12 protein-coding genes and 2 pseudogenes are annotated in these 20,093 nt (G+C 63.5%); 10 read left to right on the top strand and 4 right to left on the bottom strand.

Annotation, left to right across the window (positions count from 1 at the left end):
• The first annotated feature begins 77 nt into the window (after positions 1 to 77).
• On the top strand, positions 78 to 1,724 hold the full coding sequence (locus ACWDTF_RS07735; RefSeq protein ID WP_449754206.1) for a CotH kinase family protein: 1,647 nt from the start codon (positions 78 to 80) through the stop codon (positions 1,722 to 1,724).
• 233 nt (positions 1,725 to 1,957) lie between these two features.
• A complete protein-coding gene (locus tag ACWDTF_RS07740; RefSeq protein WP_449754207.1) occupies positions 1,958 to 2,350 on the top strand; it encodes a hypothetical protein in 393 nt (130 codons plus the stop codon).
• On the opposite strand, the gene ACWDTF_RS07745 is transcribed toward ACWDTF_RS07740, so the two are convergent.
• Together ACWDTF_RS07745 and ACWDTF_RS07750 are read right to left on the bottom strand one after the other, a co-directional pair.
• Complete coding sequence (locus tag ACWDTF_RS07745; RefSeq protein WP_355274269.1) at positions 2,347 to 2,628, bottom strand: hypothetical protein; 282 nt, start codon at positions 2,626 to 2,628, stop codon at positions 2,347 to 2,349. The two genes, ACWDTF_RS07740 and ACWDTF_RS07745, sit on opposite strands and share 4 nt — an antisense overlap.
• Positions 2,629 to 2,800: 172 nt before the next feature.
• Positions 2,801 to 3,505, bottom strand: coding sequence for an NUDIX hydrolase (locus ACWDTF_RS07750; protein ID WP_240856791.1), 705 nt, complete (start codon positions 3,503 to 3,505; stop codon positions 2,801 to 2,803).
• A 96-nt stretch (positions 3,506 to 3,601) separates the two neighbouring features.
• Here ACWDTF_RS07750 and ACWDTF_RS07755 point away from each other — a divergent pair, with 96 nt between their 5' ends.
• The 3 genes from ACWDTF_RS07755 to ACWDTF_RS07765 all read left to right on the top strand — a co-directional run bounded on the left by ACWDTF_RS07755 (position 3,602) and on the right by ACWDTF_RS07765 (position 7,278).
• Complete coding sequence (locus ACWDTF_RS07755) at positions 3,602 to 4,876, top strand: vWA domain-containing protein (RefSeq protein ID WP_449754208.1); 1,275 nt, start codon at positions 3,602 to 3,604, stop codon at positions 4,874 to 4,876.
• Between the two features lie 280 nt (positions 4,877 to 5,156).
• Entirely contained in the window at positions 5,157 to 6,161 is a 1,005-nt protein-coding gene (locus ACWDTF_RS07760) for an ADP-ribosylglycohydrolase family protein (RefSeq protein ID WP_449754209.1), read from the top strand.
• A gap of 325 nt (positions 6,162 to 6,486) precedes the next feature.
• On the top strand, positions 6,487 to 7,278 hold the full coding sequence (locus ACWDTF_RS07765; RefSeq protein WP_449754210.1) for a protein NO VEIN domain-containing protein: 792 nt from the start codon (positions 6,487 to 6,489) through the stop codon (positions 7,276 to 7,278).
• 336 nt (positions 7,279 to 7,614) lie between these two features.
• Here ACWDTF_RS07765 and ACWDTF_RS07770 read toward each other — a convergent pair whose 3' ends face one another.
• Together ACWDTF_RS07770 and ACWDTF_RS07775 are read right to left on the bottom strand one after the other, a co-directional pair.
• A complete protein-coding gene (locus tag ACWDTF_RS07770; RefSeq protein WP_449754211.1) occupies positions 7,615 to 11,016 on the bottom strand; it encodes a DEAD/DEAH box helicase in 3,402 nt (1,133 codons plus the stop codon).
• Positions 11,017 to 11,104: 88 nt separating this feature from the next.
• Complete coding sequence (locus ACWDTF_RS07775; RefSeq protein ID WP_449754212.1) at positions 11,105 to 12,760, bottom strand: NERD domain-containing protein; 1,656 nt, start codon at positions 12,758 to 12,760, stop codon at positions 11,105 to 11,107.
• A gap of 278 nt (positions 12,761 to 13,038) precedes the next feature.
• Here ACWDTF_RS07775 and ACWDTF_RS07780 point away from each other — a divergent pair, with 278 nt between their 5' ends.
• The 5 genes and pseudogenes from ACWDTF_RS07780 to ACWDTF_RS07800 all read left to right on the top strand — a co-directional run.
• Complete coding sequence (locus ACWDTF_RS07780) at positions 13,039 to 14,559, top strand: T3SS (YopN, CesT) and YbjN peptide-binding chaperone 1 (protein WP_449754213.1); 1,521 nt, start codon at positions 13,039 to 13,041, stop codon at positions 14,557 to 14,559.
• 25 nt (positions 14,560 to 14,584) lie between these two features.
• On the top strand, positions 14,585 to 15,088 hold the full coding sequence (locus ACWDTF_RS07785) for a 5' nucleotidase, NT5C type (protein WP_449754214.1): 504 nt from the start codon (positions 14,585 to 14,587) through the stop codon (positions 15,086 to 15,088).
• Positions 15,089 to 15,504: 416 nt separating this feature from the next.
• On the top strand, positions 15,505 to 17,223 hold the full coding sequence (locus tag ACWDTF_RS07790) for a hypothetical protein (protein ID WP_449754215.1): 1,719 nt from the start codon (positions 15,505 to 15,507) through the stop codon (positions 17,221 to 17,223).
• Positions 17,224 to 18,320: 1,097 nt separating this feature from the next.
• Positions 18,321 to 19,600 (top strand): annotated as a pseudogene (gene istA / locus ACWDTF_RS07795) (IS21 family transposase).
• Positions 19,601 to 19,650: 50 nt separating this feature from the next.
• Positions 19,651 to 20,000: pseudogene (locus ACWDTF_RS07800) on the top strand (ATP-binding protein); the annotation flags it as partial.
• Positions 20,001 to 20,093: the final 93 nt, after the last annotated feature.

Genomic DNA, 20,093 nt, shown 5'->3' on the forward strand with positions numbered 1-20,093 from the left:
ATGGCCGGCGTCGAGTCCTCGAGATCGCGTAGTGCACTACTCACGACACCCGGCTTCACCGGGTGCAGAGTCGGTACATGTCCGCAGAAGAACAACAGAAGCTCGATTCGCTCTACGCCCTCGACAACGTCGTGACGGTGAAGATCACCATGCCGCCCGCGGACTGGGAGTTCGTGCGCAACGAGCAGCCGAAGGGCGGTCGGTGCAACTTCGATTGGACGAAAGGTGCGCGCTACACCTGGCGTCGGGCGTCGTCGGTCGAGATCTCCGGTACGTCGTTCCCACCGAAGACCACGTTCACCGATGTGGGGATCAAGAAGAAGTCGTTCTGCGGGTCCATCCGCAGCGACAAGCCTTGTCTGCACATCGATTTCGCCAAGGACAACGAGGCAAACAAGCCACTCATCACCGGGCTGATCGGATCGCGATATCTGACCCTGAACAACTCGATCCAGGACCCGTCATTCGCGCGGCAAGTGGTGGGATACAAGCTGTTCGAGCTCGCCGGCCTTCCCTACTCCCGATGCAACATCGTGCGGGTGCTGGTGAACGGCAAGCCGATCGGGCAGGGCATCCCGACCGCTCCCGCGCCCGGGGTGTTCGTCAGCGTCGAACCGGTGATGCCGCGCTACATCGAGCGTAACTTCGCCCACCGCGACGGCAACCTGTACGAGATCGAGCACACCGACGACTTCATCGACAAGCGCTTCGATTTCATCGGCGTCGAGGATCTCTCGGAGTTCGACGACAAGGCCGACCTTCGGCTCGCGATCAACCATCTCAAAGCCCACGGCATCGCCGGCGCCGCGGACGTGTTTGACCTCGACCGGTTCATCCGGCTCTACGCCATGGACTTCTTCCTCAAACACTGGGATGGCTACTCGCGCAACACGAACAACACCTACGTCTACAACGACGTCGACGCCGTCGCCGCACCCGGCCTCGACAACGTACACTTCACGCTGATCCCCTGGGGCCTCGACCAGATCCTGCAACCCAAGCGCCACTTCTTCATGGGCAACGACGGCATGCTGGCCGACATGGTGCGCAAAGATCCGACGCGCCACGCCCAACTCCTCGATCAGATCCGCGAGCTGCGACAGTCTGTGTTCGACCGCGACGTGCAGCAGTCGGTGTTAATCCCGATGATCGAGAAGATGCAGACAATCCTCACCCCGCTCGGCGTCCCGAACCTGCCCACCGAACTCGGCACAGTGCGCAAGCAACTGCGTCTGGCGTTGTCCGCCGGATACCTCGCGGGCGGGCTCACGTCCTCCGACGCCGTGTACATCCGCGACGACGCCACCAACGACTGCCTGCACGCCTCCACCGAAGCCATCCCACCCGAGTCGATCAACTTCGAGGTCACCCATCGCCCGCGCCCCGCCGATATCCAGGATTCGGACTTGTGGACCGCCACCGACGTTGGGTCCGGAAAGTCGTTGACCAACAAGGCGAGTGGTCGAAACCTACACGCCAGCAAGGGACTCGTCACCAGCAAGGGACACAAGATGCTCTACACGGGCCCCGGCGACAACACCGATCACGCCGAAGAGTTCGCCGTGACCGCCGTCGACGCCGACGAACCCTTCAGCCAGAGCGGCTACTTCGAACTATCCAGCATCCGAACAGGATTGAAGGTCAAGTTCGGCGCTGACGCCTCACCTAAGGGTGCCAGACGCGTGCACCAGGACAGCGTCGCGTCGAAGCTGTTCTTCTCGTGACCCGTCACTGCTGATCGAGCCCACCTCACGCTGATCGATCTCGACACGCTGTCGCCTGCCTTCGTCCCCCTTGTGGAGAGTCCTTTCACCCACCCATGGGGTGTCGTACTTCCTACCTAAGCTGGTTGCCCAAGCCCTGCGGGACGGGCGACAAGAGTGGAGGCGGGGACGTGAATTCGTGTGCACCCGTGTGGATTGCCCCAGCGATAACCGGGTCGATCACCGTAGTCGGGATGTTCGCGGCCTACTTGACGGCCGAACTGGTGGGACGTCGAAACCGCAACGCAGAAAGACGTAAACGTCGGGTGGACCGCGCGGCGGAGTCGTGCGACCGCTTGGAGGCCGCGTACGCCAACTACCGTGTCACTGGCGATGAGACTGCGGCAACCGGTCATGAATTGGCCGCCGCCTCCCGTGCGTTTGCGCGGGCAATAGAGGGCTGCGACGACCGATGGGTGCGGGAGCGAGCAAATGCGTACTCGAATGCTTTGCGCACTTACTACCTGCTGTTCGGCCAACCACGAGATCCACTCGACGAAGACCACGCAGCGCCGAATGTGTCGGCTCTGATAACGAGGAGCGCACAGTTCAGCGCCGCGCTACGCGCCTATGAGGAGCGGGGCTAGGAAAGCGATAGCCGATCCCTGACCTCGCGCGCGGCCGCTCGCTGCACCAGGTAGGTACTGAAATCCTCGTCGCCGAGACGCACTGCTCGCAGGCTACGTGCATGTCGGACCACGAGAATCTCGCGCACAAGTTCGTCAGCGAACGACGCAGTTGCAGCGATCAGATCGCCGCAATCGAGCGTGACGTCTGAATTGCTGAGGTCCATCGGCAAGCTGCTGAGCAGTTCCTGCGCCTTGTCGCGCGAGCCTGCCAGCGTTGGGGCATCAAGGACAGTCATGTCGAACTCTCCTAACCGGGGTGAGGCGTCGCGATGTAGATCCAGCGTAGATCATGCGTGGACGGCGTGAGCCGGGCCGAGCACACGGTGCATGGATACGGGCCACGATAGGACCCACCCCTGACATCGCAAGGTCCGCACGCTCCGCGACACACGTGGGATTGCGACCCACCTACTCCTCCGCACTCGGCAACCGCCACCCGAATGTCGCCGTCGGCGGTCCGCTCGGGGTGAACAACCGCGCCGGCCGACCACCCCCGACGCGTGTCTGCGGTTTGCCCGTCGGATCCGCCAATGGCGCCAGCAGCGGCTCGACGCGACGGTTGAACGAGTCGCGCATGAGTCGCCGCCCGAGCACGGCTTCATGCAGCTCACGCAGGTCGGTGAGCGTGTACGGCGGACGCAGCAACCCGTCCGGGTCGGGCCGGTCCTCGTAGCGCCGACGAAAACTGTCGGTGGCTGCTGCCACTATGAGGTCATGGTCGTAGAGCAACCGCTCACCTGACTCCAACCGCCCCTCCTCGGTGAGCGGTTGCAGCTCACCGGCCACGTGGTCGAGCTCGTCGGACGGCAGTGCCACGGAATGCGCGATCGAGATCGTCCACCCCCGCGGATCTCGGTCAGGTTCACTGAACACCTCCAGCAGGTGCGGGTGAACGTGGTCGGGCGAGAGCCCGAGCTTGAGTTCGAGCACCTCCCGCACCGTCTCGCCGACGGTTCGCCGCTCACGGATGAACCGCCCCGGCAAGGCCGGCCCTTCGTCGGACTGCTGCACCACCACGTGCACACGGTCATCGACGACGGTCAGCACGGCGATGTCGACGGCGACATTCGGCCGCGGGTAGTCGTTCAAACGAGCGCTCTTCGCAGACGCCATGGACAAAGACTATGCGAATGTCTGCGCAAAGTAGTAATCTCATTTTCACGCAAAGTCGCTTCGGTCCGACGCCGAGGCGGAGAAGGGAGTAGAGCAATGAAGTTCTCCGCTGCTCTGGATGTCAATGTGGTGGCTCACGAGGCCACCGACGAAGTGAACGTGCTCCTCGAGATCGAGGCTCCCGCAGGCCGTTCGACGACGGACCGCGCGGCGACCGCGCTACAGGTCGTGCTCGACCGTTCCGGTTCGATGCAAGGCACGCCCATCGACGGAGCCAAGCAGGCGCTCATCGCCCTGGTGCAGCGCCTCGACCCCACCGACGTTTTCGGCCTCGTCACCTTCGACAACGAGGCACAAGTGGTGATCCCGGCCGCTCCCCTGGCCGACAAGGCCGACGCCATCGAGCGCATCAAGGCGGTCTATCCTGGCGGGTCGACCGACCTGTCGTCGGGCTACCTGCGCGGCCTGCGCGAACTGCGTCGCGCCACCGGAGACGCCGACATCCGCGGCGGTACCGTGCTCGTCATCAGTGACGGGCATGTCAACGCCGGCATCCGCGACGCCGACCAGATGGCCGACGTGACAGCACAATCCGCGCGCGACGCGATCGTCACGTCGACGCTGGGCTACGGCCGCCGCTACGACGAGACGATGCTCTCGGCGATGGCACGCGCCGGCAACGGCAACCACGTGTTCGCCGACAACCCCGACGCGGCGAGCGCTGCGATCGCCGGTGAGGTCGACGGCCTGCTGTCGAAGGTGGCGCAAGCCGTGAGCGTCACCGTGCACTACGAGCCGCAAGTGCAGTCGCTGCAGCTCTACAACGACCTGCCCGCCAACCAGATCGGCGACGGTCAGGTGATGATCGAACTCGGCGACCTGTACGCCGACGAGCAGCGAAAGCTGTTGCTGCGCCTCGGTATCGACAGCCTCTCCGCACTGGGGTTGACCCAGATCGCCCGTCTCGAATTGCAGTACGTCGAGATGCCCGACCTCGTCGAGCACACCGTCACCGTACCCGTCATGGTCAACGTGGTGCCCGGCGACGAGGCTACCGGCCGCGTGCCCGACCCAACTGTCCAGTCGGAGAAGCTGTTCCAGGAGGCCCAGGCCGCCAAGATCGAGGCGTCACGCGCTTACGAGTCCGGCGACGTCGACGGCGGCAATGCCCGTCTCGCCGAGTCACGCATGCGGCTCGACGACGCGGCGATGATCGCCCCCGTTGCGGCCGCCGGCGCAATCCACGACGAGTTGGACGACCTCGGCCGCATGCAGGCAATGGCGGAAGAGACCGGGGCGCAGTACATGTCGAAGATGACGCGCGACTCGTACCACCAGCAGAACCGCAAGCGCGGTCGGCGACGGAGCTGACCCCCTCCCCCACCGCTCCCTGAGGTGCGACAAGCGCGACCCGCCCCCACCGCTCCCTGAGGTGCGACAAGCGCGACCCCGCCCCTACCGCTCCCTGAGGTGCGAGCTTGCGAGCCTCGAAGGGCTGGCGACACGACGTCCCAAACCCTCGAGGCTCAGCCATCCACCGCTGGTCGAGCCGACACCGAGCCCCACCCCGCTGGTCGAGCCGACACCGAGCCCCTGGGCGAGGCGTCGTGTCGAGACCACTCACGCAGGCACCCAAAGAAGGGCCACCACATTGCACCTCTCCTCCACCCATTTCGACCGCGCTGCAGGCGTTCTCGTCGGCACTGCCGTCGGCGACGCTCTCGGCGTTCCCTACGAGTTCGACCGCATCGTCCTCCGCGCCGGCGAGGAGGCCCAGATGCTCGGCGGGGGTCTGGGCAACTTCGCTCCCGGCGAGTGGAGCGACGACACCTCGATGGCCGTCGCCATCGCTGAGGTCGCTGCCACCGGCGCCGACCTCACCACCGACGACGCACTCGACGCCATCGCAGCGAACTTCCTGCGCTGGCTCGACGACGGCCCGCCCGACATCGGTGTGCAGACCAGCCACGTCCTGCACGCCACACGCGATCGTTTGCGCACAGGCGAGCAAGGCCTCGGCCGCATCATGCGCGAGGAGTCTCAGAAGTACGCAGACCACCGCCCGCGATCCGCCGGCAACGGTGCACTCATGCGCACCGCCCCCGTCGCCCTCGCTCACCTCGACGACCGCGCCCACCTCGCCGAGGCCGCACGCGCGGTCGCCTCGCTGACGCACGCCGACCCGCTTGCCGGCGACTCCTGCGTCATCTGGTGCGAGGCCATCCGCGTCGCCGTGCTTGACGGTCGCTTCGACATCCGAGCCGGTCTCGACCTCCTACCCACCGAGCGCGCCGCTCAATGGTCACGATGGCTCGACGCCGCCGCCACCGACGACCCGAAGTCGTTCAATCCCAACGGCTTTACCGTCTCCGCACTACAGGCTGCGGCTGCCGCCATCATGCAGACACCCGTACCCGCCGACACGCCCTCAGAACACTTCCAGCACTCGCTGCACAACGCGATCCGCATCGGCCACGACACCGACACGGTTGCAGCCATCGCCGGCGGACTTCTCGGTGGTCGGTGGGGCGCGGAGGCGATTCCCGCAAGCTGGCGCAGCGACGTCAACGGCTGGCCCACACGAGGAGATCGACCGAGTGACCACCAGGATCTCGTCGCGCTCGCCGCTCAAGTTCGGCACATCATCGAGCAGTAACGCCGCAATCGAGGTTGGCGATCAAGAACATGACAGTTGACACCCACCACAGCCGTGGAAATCGAATCACCCCGCTCAAAGCGGCCTGGTGACGGCACCGACTCTGGCCAGTTCCGACGATCAGTCTGGATAGATGAAGACGGTACGGATGCGAACTCGGCGTCGTGGCTCAGCTGCTGACCTTAAGCACTACCAACGCGTCTGATTGGAGACCCGCACGATGGCGGCGACCGCACCCGAGATGCCCAAAGACACGCGAGACATGTGGATACCCCCATCAGCATTCCTCCTTACGTGGAATCCGGCCCGCACCTCCGATGAAGGTATGGCCGAGGCGATAGTCTCAACCGCGTCGGGTGTCCCGTGGACTGAGAGTTGGTCCACTGGTGGGCGGCGCCAAGGTATCGAGCCCGGCGACCGCGTTTACCTGCTCCGTCAGGGGACCGCCGGTCGTGGAATCGTCGGTAGCGGGATCGCGATCTCACACATCGAGTCCGACCAGCACTGGGCCGACAGCTCCAAGACCGCGAACTACGTTGACGTCGAGTGGGATCGCGTCGTCGCAGCAGGGGATCGGCTCGACATCGAGGACCTGAAAGCCGCCTTTCCAGAGCAGAATTGGAGGCCACAAAGCAGCGGCAACCAAGTGCGCCCAGAAGTGTCCGCCGCCGTCGATCAGCTGTGGTCCGAGCACATCGCCCAGACACTGCCACCTGCCGCGCCGCGAGGTGGCCAGGGACACCAGACCCTCACGGCGATACGAATCAAGATCGAGATGGCAGCCCAGAACCGCCTGATGGCACACTTCGAGTCAGAAGGCTGGACAGTTGAAGACACCCATCTGACGCACCCGTACGACGCCAAAGCCACCCGTGGGCGCGAGGTCTGCTACCTCGAGGCCAAGGGCACACAGTCGAACGGGGCGACGGTGATCGTCACGAAGGGTGAGGTCGACCATGCTCGGAACAATCCTGGCCGGTGCGTCATCGGGATCTGGTCCGGCATCACGTTCGACGGCGACGACGTCGATGAGCTTTCTGGCGACTTCCGGGTGATGCCGTTTGAACCCCGGTACGAGGAGCTGACGGCGAAGACCTTCGACTGGACAACTCCGTAGAACTCCTGCTCGGTTTCGTGCCTGTCCGCCGCCTATCGGTGCTCGCGGACCCTCGCCATCGCGGCGGCTCCGCCGCAGATGTCGGCTCCAAGGACTGCTTAGCCACTCCAGTCCGGGGCAAGTTACTCTCGCCCCTCGCTATCGTCGGATTCCGTTGGGAGACTCGCGTGAGCGCGGTCGGCCTGCGCCATCTCGGCGCGGATGACACCCACTCGCTGCGCGGTTTCGGGGTCAGCCAGCATCTCCGCGAGTCGCTCGTTTCCACGCACGAAACAAACATTACTTCGAAACGATATTGCTTGCAGGCGATATCGGTGCTGGTCGCTATCTGGCTCCCTACGCCAACATCTCCCGAATATCCGCTGCGCTCAACGCGGTTCCGAACAACTCCCCGTCATCCACGACCGCGTCGAACAACGCCCGCTTGCGTTCCTGTAGACGCACGACGCGTTCTTCGATGGTGTCCGCCGACACCAGTCGGTACACGTTGACGGGACGCTGCTGTCCGATGCGGTGGGCACGGTCGACGGCCTGCGCTTCGGCGGCCGGGTTCCACCAGGGGTCGCACACGAAGCAGTAGTCGGCCTCGGTCAGGTTGAGCCCGAACCCGCCGGCTTTGAGGCTGATCAGGAAGACCTGGTTGACACCGGAGGTGAACTGCCGCACCGCTTTGTCGCGCTGCTTCGCCGACATCGAGCCGTCGAGATAGCTGTAGGTGATACCCGCCTCGTCGAGGTGGGCGCGCACGATGTCGAGGAAGCGGGTGAACTGGCTGAACACCAGCGCGCTGTGTCCCTCGTCGACCAAGGCCGGCAGCTGCTCCGACAGGTAGTCCACCTTGGCGGAGTTCACCGCGTTGTGTGACGAATCGACCAGCGCGGCATGCAAACTCAGCTGGCGCAGCATGCTCAGCGAGCGGAACACCTGGAAGCGGTTCTTCTCCCAGTCGCCGAGCAGTCCGAGCACCTTCTGCCGTTCTCGTGCGAGCCGGGTGTCGTAGATCTTGCGGTGCTTCGACGACAGATCCAGCACCATCGCCTGCTCCTGCTTGGGCGGCAGGTCGATGGCGACCTGGTCCTTGGTGCGACGCAACATCAGCGGCTTGATCCGACGCCGCAGCGTGTCGAGACGCTCAGGTGCCGAACCGGATTCGATGGGTTTGCGGAAGTAGTTGGTGAAGGTGGTCGGCGACGGGAACAGGCCGGGTGCGGTGACCGACAGCAGCGACCACAACTCCATCAGGTTGTTCTCCATAGGCGTGCCGGTGATCGCCAACTTGAACGGCGCCTCGATTCGACGCGCGCACTGGTGTGTCTTGCCGGTGTGGTTCTTGATGAACTGCGCCTCGTCGAAAATGACACCGTTCCACTGGAATCGGTCGAAGTCGTCGAACCCTAATCGCAGCAAGGTGTACGACGTGACGACGATGTGCGCGCCGTCGACCTGCTCGTCGAACGGGATCTCGCTGCGCTTGCCCGTCGCCGTGACCGCCGAAACCTTCAGCCCGGGAACGAACTTACGACACTCGGCGACCCAGTTGGGCACCACGCTCGTCGGCGCAACCACCAGGAACCGCGACGTCCGATCAGCGTCGACGGCACGGGCCACCAACGCCAACGTCTGCACCGTCTTACCCAAACCCATGTCGTCGGCGAGAACACCGCCAAGCTCGTTCTTCCATAGGAACGACAGCCAGTTCAGGCCGTCTTGCTGATACTGCCGCAGGTCGGCTTTCAGCCGCTTCGAAGGCTTCACCGGTCGGGGCGGCCTGGCTTTCGCCAGCTGTGCCATCCGTTGACGCCACTGCTCGAGTTGTTTGTCGATGACGCCGAGAGCGAGTAGCTCCTCCCAGAATGTCGCATTGAGGCTGCGCGTGCTGACGCGGTCGGCGTCGATCTCACCGAGCGTGCGAGCCTCGACGAGCAACTCGGTGAGCCGCAGCAGCTCGGGAGTGTCGAGCGCGATGTACTCATTGCCCGGCAACAGCATGTGTGTTGCCCCGGTGGCCAATTGGGCGATCACGTCCGCGATCGGGAGAGTCAGTTCGCCGACGGTGACTGTGACCTCGAGACCGAACCAGTCGTTTCCCGGCTGGTCGTCGGCGCTGAAGGCGATCTCGGGCTGATGCGCCGCTGGACGGTACTCGTCGGCGCACCGGTAGTCGACGCGGATGTCGGCCTGCTCGCGCATTGCCGGAATCACTTCGCCGCAGAGCACGGCCAGTTCCGGCTGTGTCAAGGTCATCGGGTGGCGCAGCATCGTCACCGACGCCTCGGCCACCGCGTCAAAGTGTGTGGCAGCTGCGTCGAGGCGTTCGATTGCGTCGATCGCGTCCTGGGTGGGAGCGCGCCGAGCCTCGGTGACCAGCCGCAGGATCGTGTGATACGTCCAGTGGGAGTTCAGGAATGCCACCGTCTGCATGTCCGGTGTGATGCGCGTCCACAGTTCCTCTTCGGCGGCCTCGTCGCGGTAGGCCGTGGCACCGATGGGCTGGGATGGGTCGAACACGACGTTGGCGTCGTTGACCCGATAGCCGACGCTCCAGGAGTAGCGAGCACCATTCTCGGAGTCGGTGACAGTCAAAACCGCTTCGGGGCCTTCAACGTTCGGTGGCGTAAGCACACCGTCGGCGACTGTCACAGCTCGACGCTGCGAAAGATTGGGCAGCACGTCGAGACTGAACTCGGCGAGGTCGGCCGACGGGATGACGATCTCCGAACCCTCCTGCAGCGCCTCGAATTCGCGTGCTGTCACGGCCTGCTCGAGCGGCGCGAGCGTCAGCACTTCGTCGGCGATGCGCCACACCCCGTGCGGGTCGGGCAGGCCGATGGTGTCGACATCGGCGGCGTCGATCACCTCGCCGTCGATGACGAGTTCCCCGAACAGCTGGGCACCGTCGGGATGTGCGGTGATCGCATAACCCAGCGACGCCCGACCAACCCGGATCTCGTTCACGCGCAGCGACGGTTCGGCGATCAGTTCGACGCCGTCTGCGGCGACGTCGGTGAGTAGTCGCCACAACGCGCGCGGCGGGGCGGCCAGCGACACGGTGTCGTCGGTGGACGAGTATCCGTAGGCTCCACCGGCCAGCACGCGATACATTGCGCGCAAGGAAGCCTGCTGGTTGGGGTCGAGCCCGGCGGCGTAGGGCGACACGACGTCGCGCCACGTGGCACCGGTCTTGATCCAATTGCCGCGAGCGCCGACCGTCATCGGGCGCAGGGTCAGCACACCGTCACCGTGGCGTGTCGGCGTGGTCCGCCCGACCGCCAACGCCAACGGTTTCCCTCCCGAGTTCGTCGACGCCGAAGAACCGCCGACGATATCTTTGACCGCCGAGCGCCACGTCCGCGGCAGCGGTGTCACTGTCGTGGACGGAGTTGACGCGACGATGCCTGGCAGCGCAGGTGCAGGTGCAGGTGCAGGTACTGCGGTCGCTCTGCTCACCGCCAGCAACAACGCAACCACATGCTGGCAGTCGGTGCGCGCAGGGCAGGTGCACACCGTGTGACTGATGCTCGCGACCGCGGGCTCGCCACGGAAACGGATATGTTGTCGGTAGGTGTGATAGCGGCCTTTAATGCCCGCGACCGTGCCGGTCAGCGTCAAGCCGTCTTCCGACCATTCGTGATCCTGCACGCTCCGCCCACTCGATGATGCCCGTCCGTTCGCGATGGTGTTGGAGGTGAATCTCCTGCCCAACTCGGCGACACTGACGGTGAGCGAAGGGGTGGTCACAATGGTCGAGAATACTGCGCGTGACGGCCGGAAACAGGCTGCACACGGGGGTGTCGCAGCGACCGAAAGAGCCCTCTGACCTCGCGCGTCACACCATCCCCAAACGCCTCACCACTTCCCCACCGCCGACTTCCCGCACGAACTCCGGGTCGCCGCACACGACGAGCTGATCCCGCGCTCGCGACAGCCCGACATACAGCCGCTCCCGGGAGCGATCACGCGGTTTCGACTCGTTGAGCGCCAGCACCACGACGCGTCGTTCGAGCCCTTTGAAACCCAGGACGTGCCCGTAGAACACCTGCTCGGTATCCCAGAACGTCGCCCAGTACGACTTGTTGCCCTCGTTCTGCCGCTCCACCTGCTCGGAGTGGCGGCTGCCTGTGGTCAGCAACGCGATGTCCTCGGCGCGCCAGCCTTGCTCCATCAGCGCCTCGACCTCGTCGTCGGCCATGCCCAGCGCGTCCTCAGGTGCGCACTGGACGAACCGCACATCCGGGCCGTCGCCGCCACGCAGCTGCATGCGCTGTCCGACAAGCGGTTTGAATGCTTCGGCGATCTGCTTGGTGTTACGCAGATTATGGTCGAGGATCAGCGGCACCAACGGAACCGGCGGCGACCCCTGGCGATCGAACACGCGCTGCCCCTCATCGCTGAACACGTATATCCCGCTGGCATCCTCGTCGCGGAGGCTCGCGAGCAGCGGACGCCACCAGGAGTCGGCGAAGTCCTGCGCTTCGTCGACGACGATCGCGTCGAACCGCTGCCCCGGCGGCAGCTCCAGCGCTTTCTCGAGCATCAGCCGTGGGAGGTCGTGCTCCCAGAACTCCGACGCCGCCTTGGTCCGTTCGAGCTCGTCGGGCCCGCTCGGCGCACCCCACTGCACACCGAGATCGTGGAACTCGCCCACATAGGCCGGACGCTCCTGCCGCTTCCACGTCGCGGTGAGCCGCTCAAGGTACGACGCGAGGCCATGCGAATAGCAGATGAGCGCGACACGCAGACCCGACTTCGCCAGTCGCCGAGCCTGTTCCACCGCCAGGAACGTCTTGCCGCTCCCCGCGCCGCCACGGATCTCAACGCGGTGCAGACTCCGGATGGCCCCCAGAATCACGGCCTGATGTTCGGTCAGCGAATCCGCGACATCCTCGTTCTCCAACGCCCGAGCCACGACGTCGCGCTGCGGCAGACCCCGACCACCCAGCGCCGTGCGCAACTGCTCGATGCCGGCCGCGTCGATGACGGGTAGGTCGCCACCCTTGTCCAGCAGCACCTTCCTGATCAGCGGCATCAGGTGATCGAGCTGGTTTCGATCGATCACCTTCCACCGCGGACAGTCCGGCACCGCAAATGCCGGCTCGAACTCGGTGTTCGGAAACACCACCACGTGATCCCACCGCACCCGGCCCTGCGTCCAACCCGGATCGGATTCGACGAACTCCCGTAGCGCATAGCATCCCGACCGCACCTGATCGACGGGATCAATCCTCTTAGGCGACTGACCGACACGTTCCTGCCACCACGACTCGCCGTCATGCCAGACTGTGCCGCCCTTGACCTCGACACACACGATCCCCGCACCCTCGATCGCGACCACGAAGTCGATCTCGTGGTCCTTGTCGTGGTCGGTCACGCGCTGGCCGGCGACGACGAAGTCCTCGTCGAGCAGCTGCTCGGTCAGCAGGCTCCACACCTTCTCCTCGCTCGACGCGGCAAATCGCGGGCTCTCGGGATAGGTCTGCACCATGCCGCCATGATGCCCGAAGCTGTCGTACCCCCCTCCTATTCTGAGGGTGCAAGTTGATTCCCGACCCCCCGCCGACCGAAACGCCCTATCCGCCGGCACCACCGCTGGCTGAGCAGTCTGGCCCCTCCGCCGGCACCACCGCTGGCCGAGGAGCGATAGCCCCCCGCCGGCTGAGGTGCGAGGAGCGATAGCGACGAGCCTCGAAGCCCCTGGTGAGCGTACTCAGGGAGCGGAACACACGACGGATCAACTGTCACCCACAGAAGAAAGGAGCCATCATGAGCGGCTTCGATTTCGACACCCTCGTCGACGACGCCTGGCGGGCGTTCCGAATCGACCTCGCCGACCGTCTCAGCGCGCTGGCTATCGGCAGTAAACTGACCGTCGCACAGTCCGACGAGTTTCCGGAGGGACCGCACGGCGTCATCACCTTCACCGTGACCCGCGCGCATCGCGTGCGTGCCACGGTGCAGGTAACCGATCTGCACAGCACCTGGGAGTTCTGGGTGGTCCATGTGAAGCAGATGCAGGGAGCCAACTGGCGACTCCTGAATGGCGGACGCCTGATCTACGAGGTCTCGCACCGCCGCGTCGACCAGCTCGCCCACCTGGCGGTGTGGACGCTGCGTGAGATCTGGGAGGTCGTCCATCCGGCGATGCTGGCCGACGCCGCACCCATGCCACGCGAGGCGTCGCTCGCCATCGCCACTGTCCCCGATTCACGAGATCATCTGCTGCGCTGCGTCATCGACGTGATCTCCGACATCGCCGGGCAGCGCATCCAACCCGACGAGGACGGTGACATCGCTCTGCCCACCAACACAGCCCCATCGTGGCTTCGGGTGCTCGGCGAGGAACCCACGGTGGAGTTGTTCGCGACCCTTGTCGACGAGCTGCCTGACACGGCGAGAGCCGCGGAGTACGTTGCCACCGAGTCGGTCCGATTTCCCGGCGTGAAGCTGGCCCTGCACGAGACCTCGATCATGGCGTTCATGACCCTGGACGTACGCGTGTTCCATCGGGTGAATCTCGTCAACGGTCTCGGCCGCTGGTTCGAGTTCATGACCGACTCTGCCCCCGAGGTCATCTCGGCGATCACCCACGCGGACAGCCCTTCTGAGCCCGACGACGGCGACTTGCCCGACCCCCTGCAGACGCTCGTCGTGCTCGATGACGACGGCACCTCACTGAGCGCGCACGAGGTCGCGGTGATCTGCGACCACGACCAGTCGGCGATCCTCGACTACATCCGCGTCACCCAGCAGCAGTCGATCGAGTGGAGCAAGTCGGCCGCCGGCGCCGAGGACGCCGGTGATGCCGAGGAAGCCGCCGCCTGCCGGCACGAAGAACAGGTCTGGCGCGCCACCACCGAACAGCTTCGCGCGGCGCTGCGCCTCGTCGTGCTCGGCGGTCCGGCCACGGTCACCAGAAAGGTTGAGATGACTCCAGATCCAAAGCAGCCGTCACACGGGCAGCACCCTCGAAGCCTGGTGCTCACCAACCGGCACGACAGCGACGGAACCATGTTCCGAGTGATCGAACTCGACGACAACGGAGCGCTACGCATCGAAGGCCACGACATCGGCCGCGGCGTCGAGCGGTTCTTGGGACACGACGAGTACGAGTTCACCAAGGCGTTCTCGACGGAGGACACCGCTCGGCTGCGCACGCTGCTCGGGCTCAACGCCGACGACGATCTGCTGACGACAATCGCCCAGCGTTTCGGGGACACCCCGACGCTGGAACAGTTCCTCACCGACTCCGGGATCGAAGGAACGCTCTTCAACCGAATCGGGTAGAGATTCCTACAACGAAAGGAGAACCATGACCGAACCCCAGGACGTCGCAGTCGATCCCGGACCACCGAAGAAGGTGCTGTACATCGACATGGACAACACCATCGTCGACTTCCGGTCAGGCATCAAGCGGCTCAGCGACGCCGACCGCACGAAGTTCGACGGCCGATTCGACGATGCGCCCGGGATCTTCTCGCTGATGGACCCGATCGACGGTGCCCTCGATGCGTTCCGCCAACTCGCCGAGGTCTTCGACACCTACATCCTGTCGACCGCACCGTGGAACAACCCGACCGCCTGGACCGACAAGCTGTTGTGGGTCAAGCGGCACCTCGGCGACGACGAGGACTCACCCGCCTTCAAGAGGCTGATCCTGTCGCACCACAAGAACCTCAACCACGTCGACTACATCGTCGACGACCGGACAGCCCGCGGCGTGCACCAGTGGGAACTGGGCAAGCACATCCACTTCGGCCGAGACCCGTACCGGACCTGGGACGACGTGCTCGCGCATCTACTGTCGCGCGCCTGATGCTAATCGCGTGCCACACCCCACCAAGCTGCCGTAGACCGCTCGTGGCTCAGCTCGAGCACGCGGCAGCGCCATCAGCGGCGCCCGTGCGGCTACTTCAATCCGGGCTGGAGCATTGGACCACCGATCTCGCCTAGGTCCTTGCGCACGGCTCCGCAAGTACTGCAAAGCCTACCTCACGCGACGGTGATGATTCGGCCCTAGTCCGAATGCCCCACCGGTGACTGCTAGTGCTCGTGTGATGGTCGGTGACTTCCATTCCTGCCGGCAACTGGCGCAACGTAGATGCTCATGCATGTATGTTCACTTATCGGCGGTGACCGACTCATCGTGCGGGCCTCCCATGGCAAGGCGTGGCCGGAGCAGATCCTCAAACTGCCCGTTGTTTCGCCTGCCAACTACCGATAGGAGTAACAGTGAAGTACACGGGTTTCGCGTTCCGCCAGAATGAGAACGCGCCGCTTCAGATTTCGCTCGTGCTGGCGACTTGCGTTCTCGATGATTGGGCTCGAGTCCCCACACGCCTTTCGAACCGACCCCACGGGTTCCAGCGCGCCGCCGTCAGGGGACACGTGGCGGAGATTGAACGCTTCTTCGACCAGGACGCCAGCAAGACGAACGCGAGTCCGACGAGCATCCTGGTCGGCCTGGCCCCCAACGCCCAGGGTCAGGTGTCCTTGGTAGACCCGAATTCAGGCGACAAGATCGATCCAGCCGAGATCGGCAGTACACCGGTTCAATGCTCCATCGAACTGGATTTCGATCCCTGGCTACCGGACGAGGACTCTGACCTCGTCGAGCAAATCGGCATATTGGCCGCGGATGTTGATCTCGCAAGCGTGACTACGGAAGAAGTCGAAGTACCCGACGAAGAAATCGAAGACGACGATACCTCCGATGCGGTAATCAGAACCACTCTCGTCGAGGGCGATGGGGACACCCCGGACGACCTCGAGGAGGATGCAGGAAACGCCGTCGCCGAAGACTCCGAACCTGACGCCACTGAGGAATCAGTCGCAGAGTCCCTACACCTGTACTCATACCGTCAACTCCGTGAAGTACTCCAATCTAAGACCTACGAAAATTGGGATACAAAATCCCAAGAACGCCTACGCGATCTCCTTGTTGACGAACGGAAACCGGGACTCATCATCGATGGGCAACACCGGGTCGCCGCAACGCGGAGCATTGGCGAGTATCCTTTCATCGTGTCGTTCCTACCTTTTGCCAACTGGGCGGAATTGGCTTTTCAGTTTATTGTGAATAACTCGTCAGCCAAGAAGGTCGACGAAAACCTGCTATTTGCAATAGTTGGCCAGAGCCTGGAACCCGAACAATTATCAGAAATCGAGGGGCGCCTGAACCGATCGGGTATCAAAGTCAATCTAATCAAAGCGTCGATGCGGGTTCATCTCGATGAGAATCCATTCACCGGAATGTTAAAGACCAACACTCCCGGCGAGAAGGGCTTCTTGGATGCAACTGCGATGCAGAAGAAGGTGATCGAACTCTGGTATGGCAGCAAAGGGTCCTCCGGCACCCGGGCAACACTTAAGAAGTTTCGAGCAATCGCCGACGACCCAGGAAAGTCCAAAGAATTTCGCATCGTGGATCTTTTCGGTGCAAACTGTGCCGCAACAACAGCACTCGAGAAGGCCGAAGAATGGCAAGACGGACTCTGGTTTGACTATTTCAAGGCATTCTGGGAGGCGGTACGAGATCGGTATCAGAGCGACGGCCTGTGGCCTCAAAGTATTGAGGCGTGGCCGCCTGTGGGAATTGGTCGAGGCACTGCCACACCCGACCAAATGAATGTCCAGAATCTAATGGGCGCAACCATCTTGGGCATGCTTCAAATTGCTGTGCTTCAACGCTGGGCCGAACGTCGCGAGGATCGTGCAAACGAGGATGGCCAGGACTTCAAATCACTAAAAATCACACCGGATGCTTTTGGTGAAAGTATAGCCAACATACTCAAGCCCCTCTCTCCCGACTTCTTCCAAGCCTATATTCGTTCGGGTGCGGACGCTTCGAAACATGTGAAACAGTCATTCATCCGGGCACTCATGGACGTACTGGCTACCAGGAAGACGGTCGCGCAGGTGCGAGCAAGTTCCGAATACTTCAAATCATGATCGCTGAACTCTGCCGGGCGTTGTTGCGCCACGTGTCACTTCAAAGTGGTGGGAGTATCGGCAGACTTGAAGAACTGTTAAGCGCAGCTGCTGCGATAGGCATTGATCGTGAGCGACTGATCGAGCAATTGGAGAACGTGCTCGAAGAGCGCATAGCTCTTAGACTCCTTACCCCACCAAGAGCGCACAGTAACTACGGTCATCGCCGGCGTGCCGTTCATCGACGGTTGGTTAAGCTAATCGACCCCGCGACCCTGAGACGGGATCTCAATGAGGAAGAGGAACTGGTAGCACTTGTCACCAAGATTCAAACCGCAGTTGACATGGCCGCCGGAACTCAGCGCCAGGGTATCGGCGACATTGAAACCGGGGAGGTATCGGACCTCTTGGAGGATCAGGGCTTCCGATGTGCAGCATGTGGCGTTCCCCTTCGGCATTCGATACGCCGACGCACTGATTTGTTCTCCTCAGGCTACGAACCAGTCATTGGCGAGACCCTCGAGCACCGAACACCCTTCTACCTCGTGGGGAATTCGACGGCCTTCGAGGTTTTGTGTCGAGCCTGCAACTCGTTGAAGAACGACAAACTCGGAGTCCAGGAGGAGGGTCTCGTTCTGTGTGGAAACACCTTTCGTCCCCGAGATCGGGCTCTAGTCCTTAGGCGAGTAGCATTCTGGTCTTTGAACGAACGCCCAAAGTGCGCCTATCTAAACTGCCATGCCGGGGCTCAAACCAGCTGCATGTTCTTAGCTCCGCGCCTCGATTCGCAACCGCTGGGTGTAGATAACCTCAGCCACTTTTGTATCGAACATGCGGCAATAGGGTCTTATTGGCTCCATGCGGACTTCCCAATGGCGCAGCACGCGGCGGGGTAGTTGTCCGACCACTACGACAGCGTGAGGGCAAAGAAGAGTCCCTTGGTGCGCTGGGATTTCGAGGCTGAGGTGAACTGGCGCGGAGTGCACAACGTTCGCTCTACTGTGTGACCGCAACCAGCGACTCGCGCAGATCCGTAGTCCACAACCCCACTGTTGACGACGCCTGAAAACTGACCCCCTAGCGACGGGTGAATTTTGACCCCCGTCTGAGCTAGGAGGGTGATTTCAGTGGAACAGTGGGCGGAGATCCGCCGGTTGCATCGCAGTGAGCAGGTGCCGATCAAGGAGATCGTGCGCCGGTTGGGGGTGGCGCGGAACACGGTGCGTGCGGCGTTGGCCGCGGATGAGCCGCCGAAGTATTCGCGGGCGGCTCGTGGGTCGGTGGTGGATGCGTTCGAGCCGCAGATCCGGGCGTTGCTGCGGGAGTACCCGACGATGCCGGCAACGGTGATCGCCGAGCGGATCGGCTGGACCAGATCGTTGACGGTCCTCAAGGATCGGGTCCGCCAGATCCGTCCGGAGTACCGCGGAGTCGACCCTGCTGATCGGGTCGTCTACGAACCGGGGGTGTGTTCGCAGTGGGACCTGTGGTTCCCCGACTATCGAATCCCGCCGGGCCATAGCCAGTTAGCGATCCTTCCGGTGTTGGTGATGACGTTGGCGTATTCCCGGTATCGGGCGGCGGTGATGATTCCGTCGCGTCAGGGCGGTGACATTCTGGCCGGGATGTGGTTGCTGCTGGCCCAGATCGGGGCAGTCACCCACAAGCTGGTGTGGGACCGCGAATCGGCGATCGGCGGCAAGGGCACACCCACGGCGTTGGCGGCCGGATTTGTGGGCACCTTGGGTACCCGACTGGAACTAGCTCCACCGCGGGATCCGGAGTACAAGGGCATGGTCGAACGCAACAACAGGTTCTTTGAAACCTCGTTCGTGCCGGGCCGGGTGTTCGAGTCGCCGGAGGATTTCAACATCCAGTTGAGTCGGTGGCTGGGTGAGCATGCCAACACCCGCGTGGTGCGTTCGATCGGTGATCGCCGCCCGGCCGATGTCGTGGAGTTGGATGTGGCGGCGATGACCGCGCTGCCACCGGCGGCCCCGCACGTCGGTCTGACCCATCGTGTCCGGTTGGGCCGGGACTACTACGTGCGGGTGGCCGGCAATGACTATTCGGTCCATCCGTCGGTGATCGGCCGGTTCGTCGACATCACCGCCGACCTGAGCGATGTGGTCATCCGCTGCGGGGATGTCACCGTGGCCGATCACCATCGCAGCTGGGCCAACCACGTCACGATCGCCGATCCCCAGCATGTGCGTGCCGCCAAAGAACTGCGCCGCAACTACCGCATGCAGGACCCCGCCATCGCGGCCGGTAACGCTGCACGGGTACATATGGCGACCTCGACGGGCATCACGTGCCGATCCGGGCGCTACCTGACTACGACGACCTCTATGGCGTCGATTTCACCACGACAACCGATTCGGAGTGCAACCCATGAGCAGTACCAGCAATTCAACCACTCTGTCGGGCAAGGCGATTCACACGCAGATGGAGTTTCTGACCCGGGCGTTGAAGACCCCCACGGGCGGTGTTGGGCCGAGTTGGCCGATCGTGCCCGCGATGAGGGCTGGAGCCACGAACAATACTTGGCGGCGATCCTGGAACGCCAGGTATCCGAACGTGAAGCCAACGGCACCACCCTGCGGATCGCCGCCGCGAGGTTCCCGGCGGTCAAGACCATGGAGGACTTCACCGTCGATCACGTGCCCTCCCTGCCGCGCGATGTGATCGCCCATCTGGCCACCAGCACCTGGATTGCCAAGGCAGACAACGTGATCCTCCTCGGACCGCCCGGGGTCGGGAAGACGCATCTGGCGATCGCACTGGGGATGAAAGCGGCTCTTCCGGATTGACGGTGCGTAGAACGGGTTCTCGTGACCACAAGATGTAGGGGTGAGCAAGATCGCCGAGGCGGGCGGTGTGGCTGAAGG

It is taken from the genome of Gordonia sp. NPDC003422, assembly GCF_053588675.1.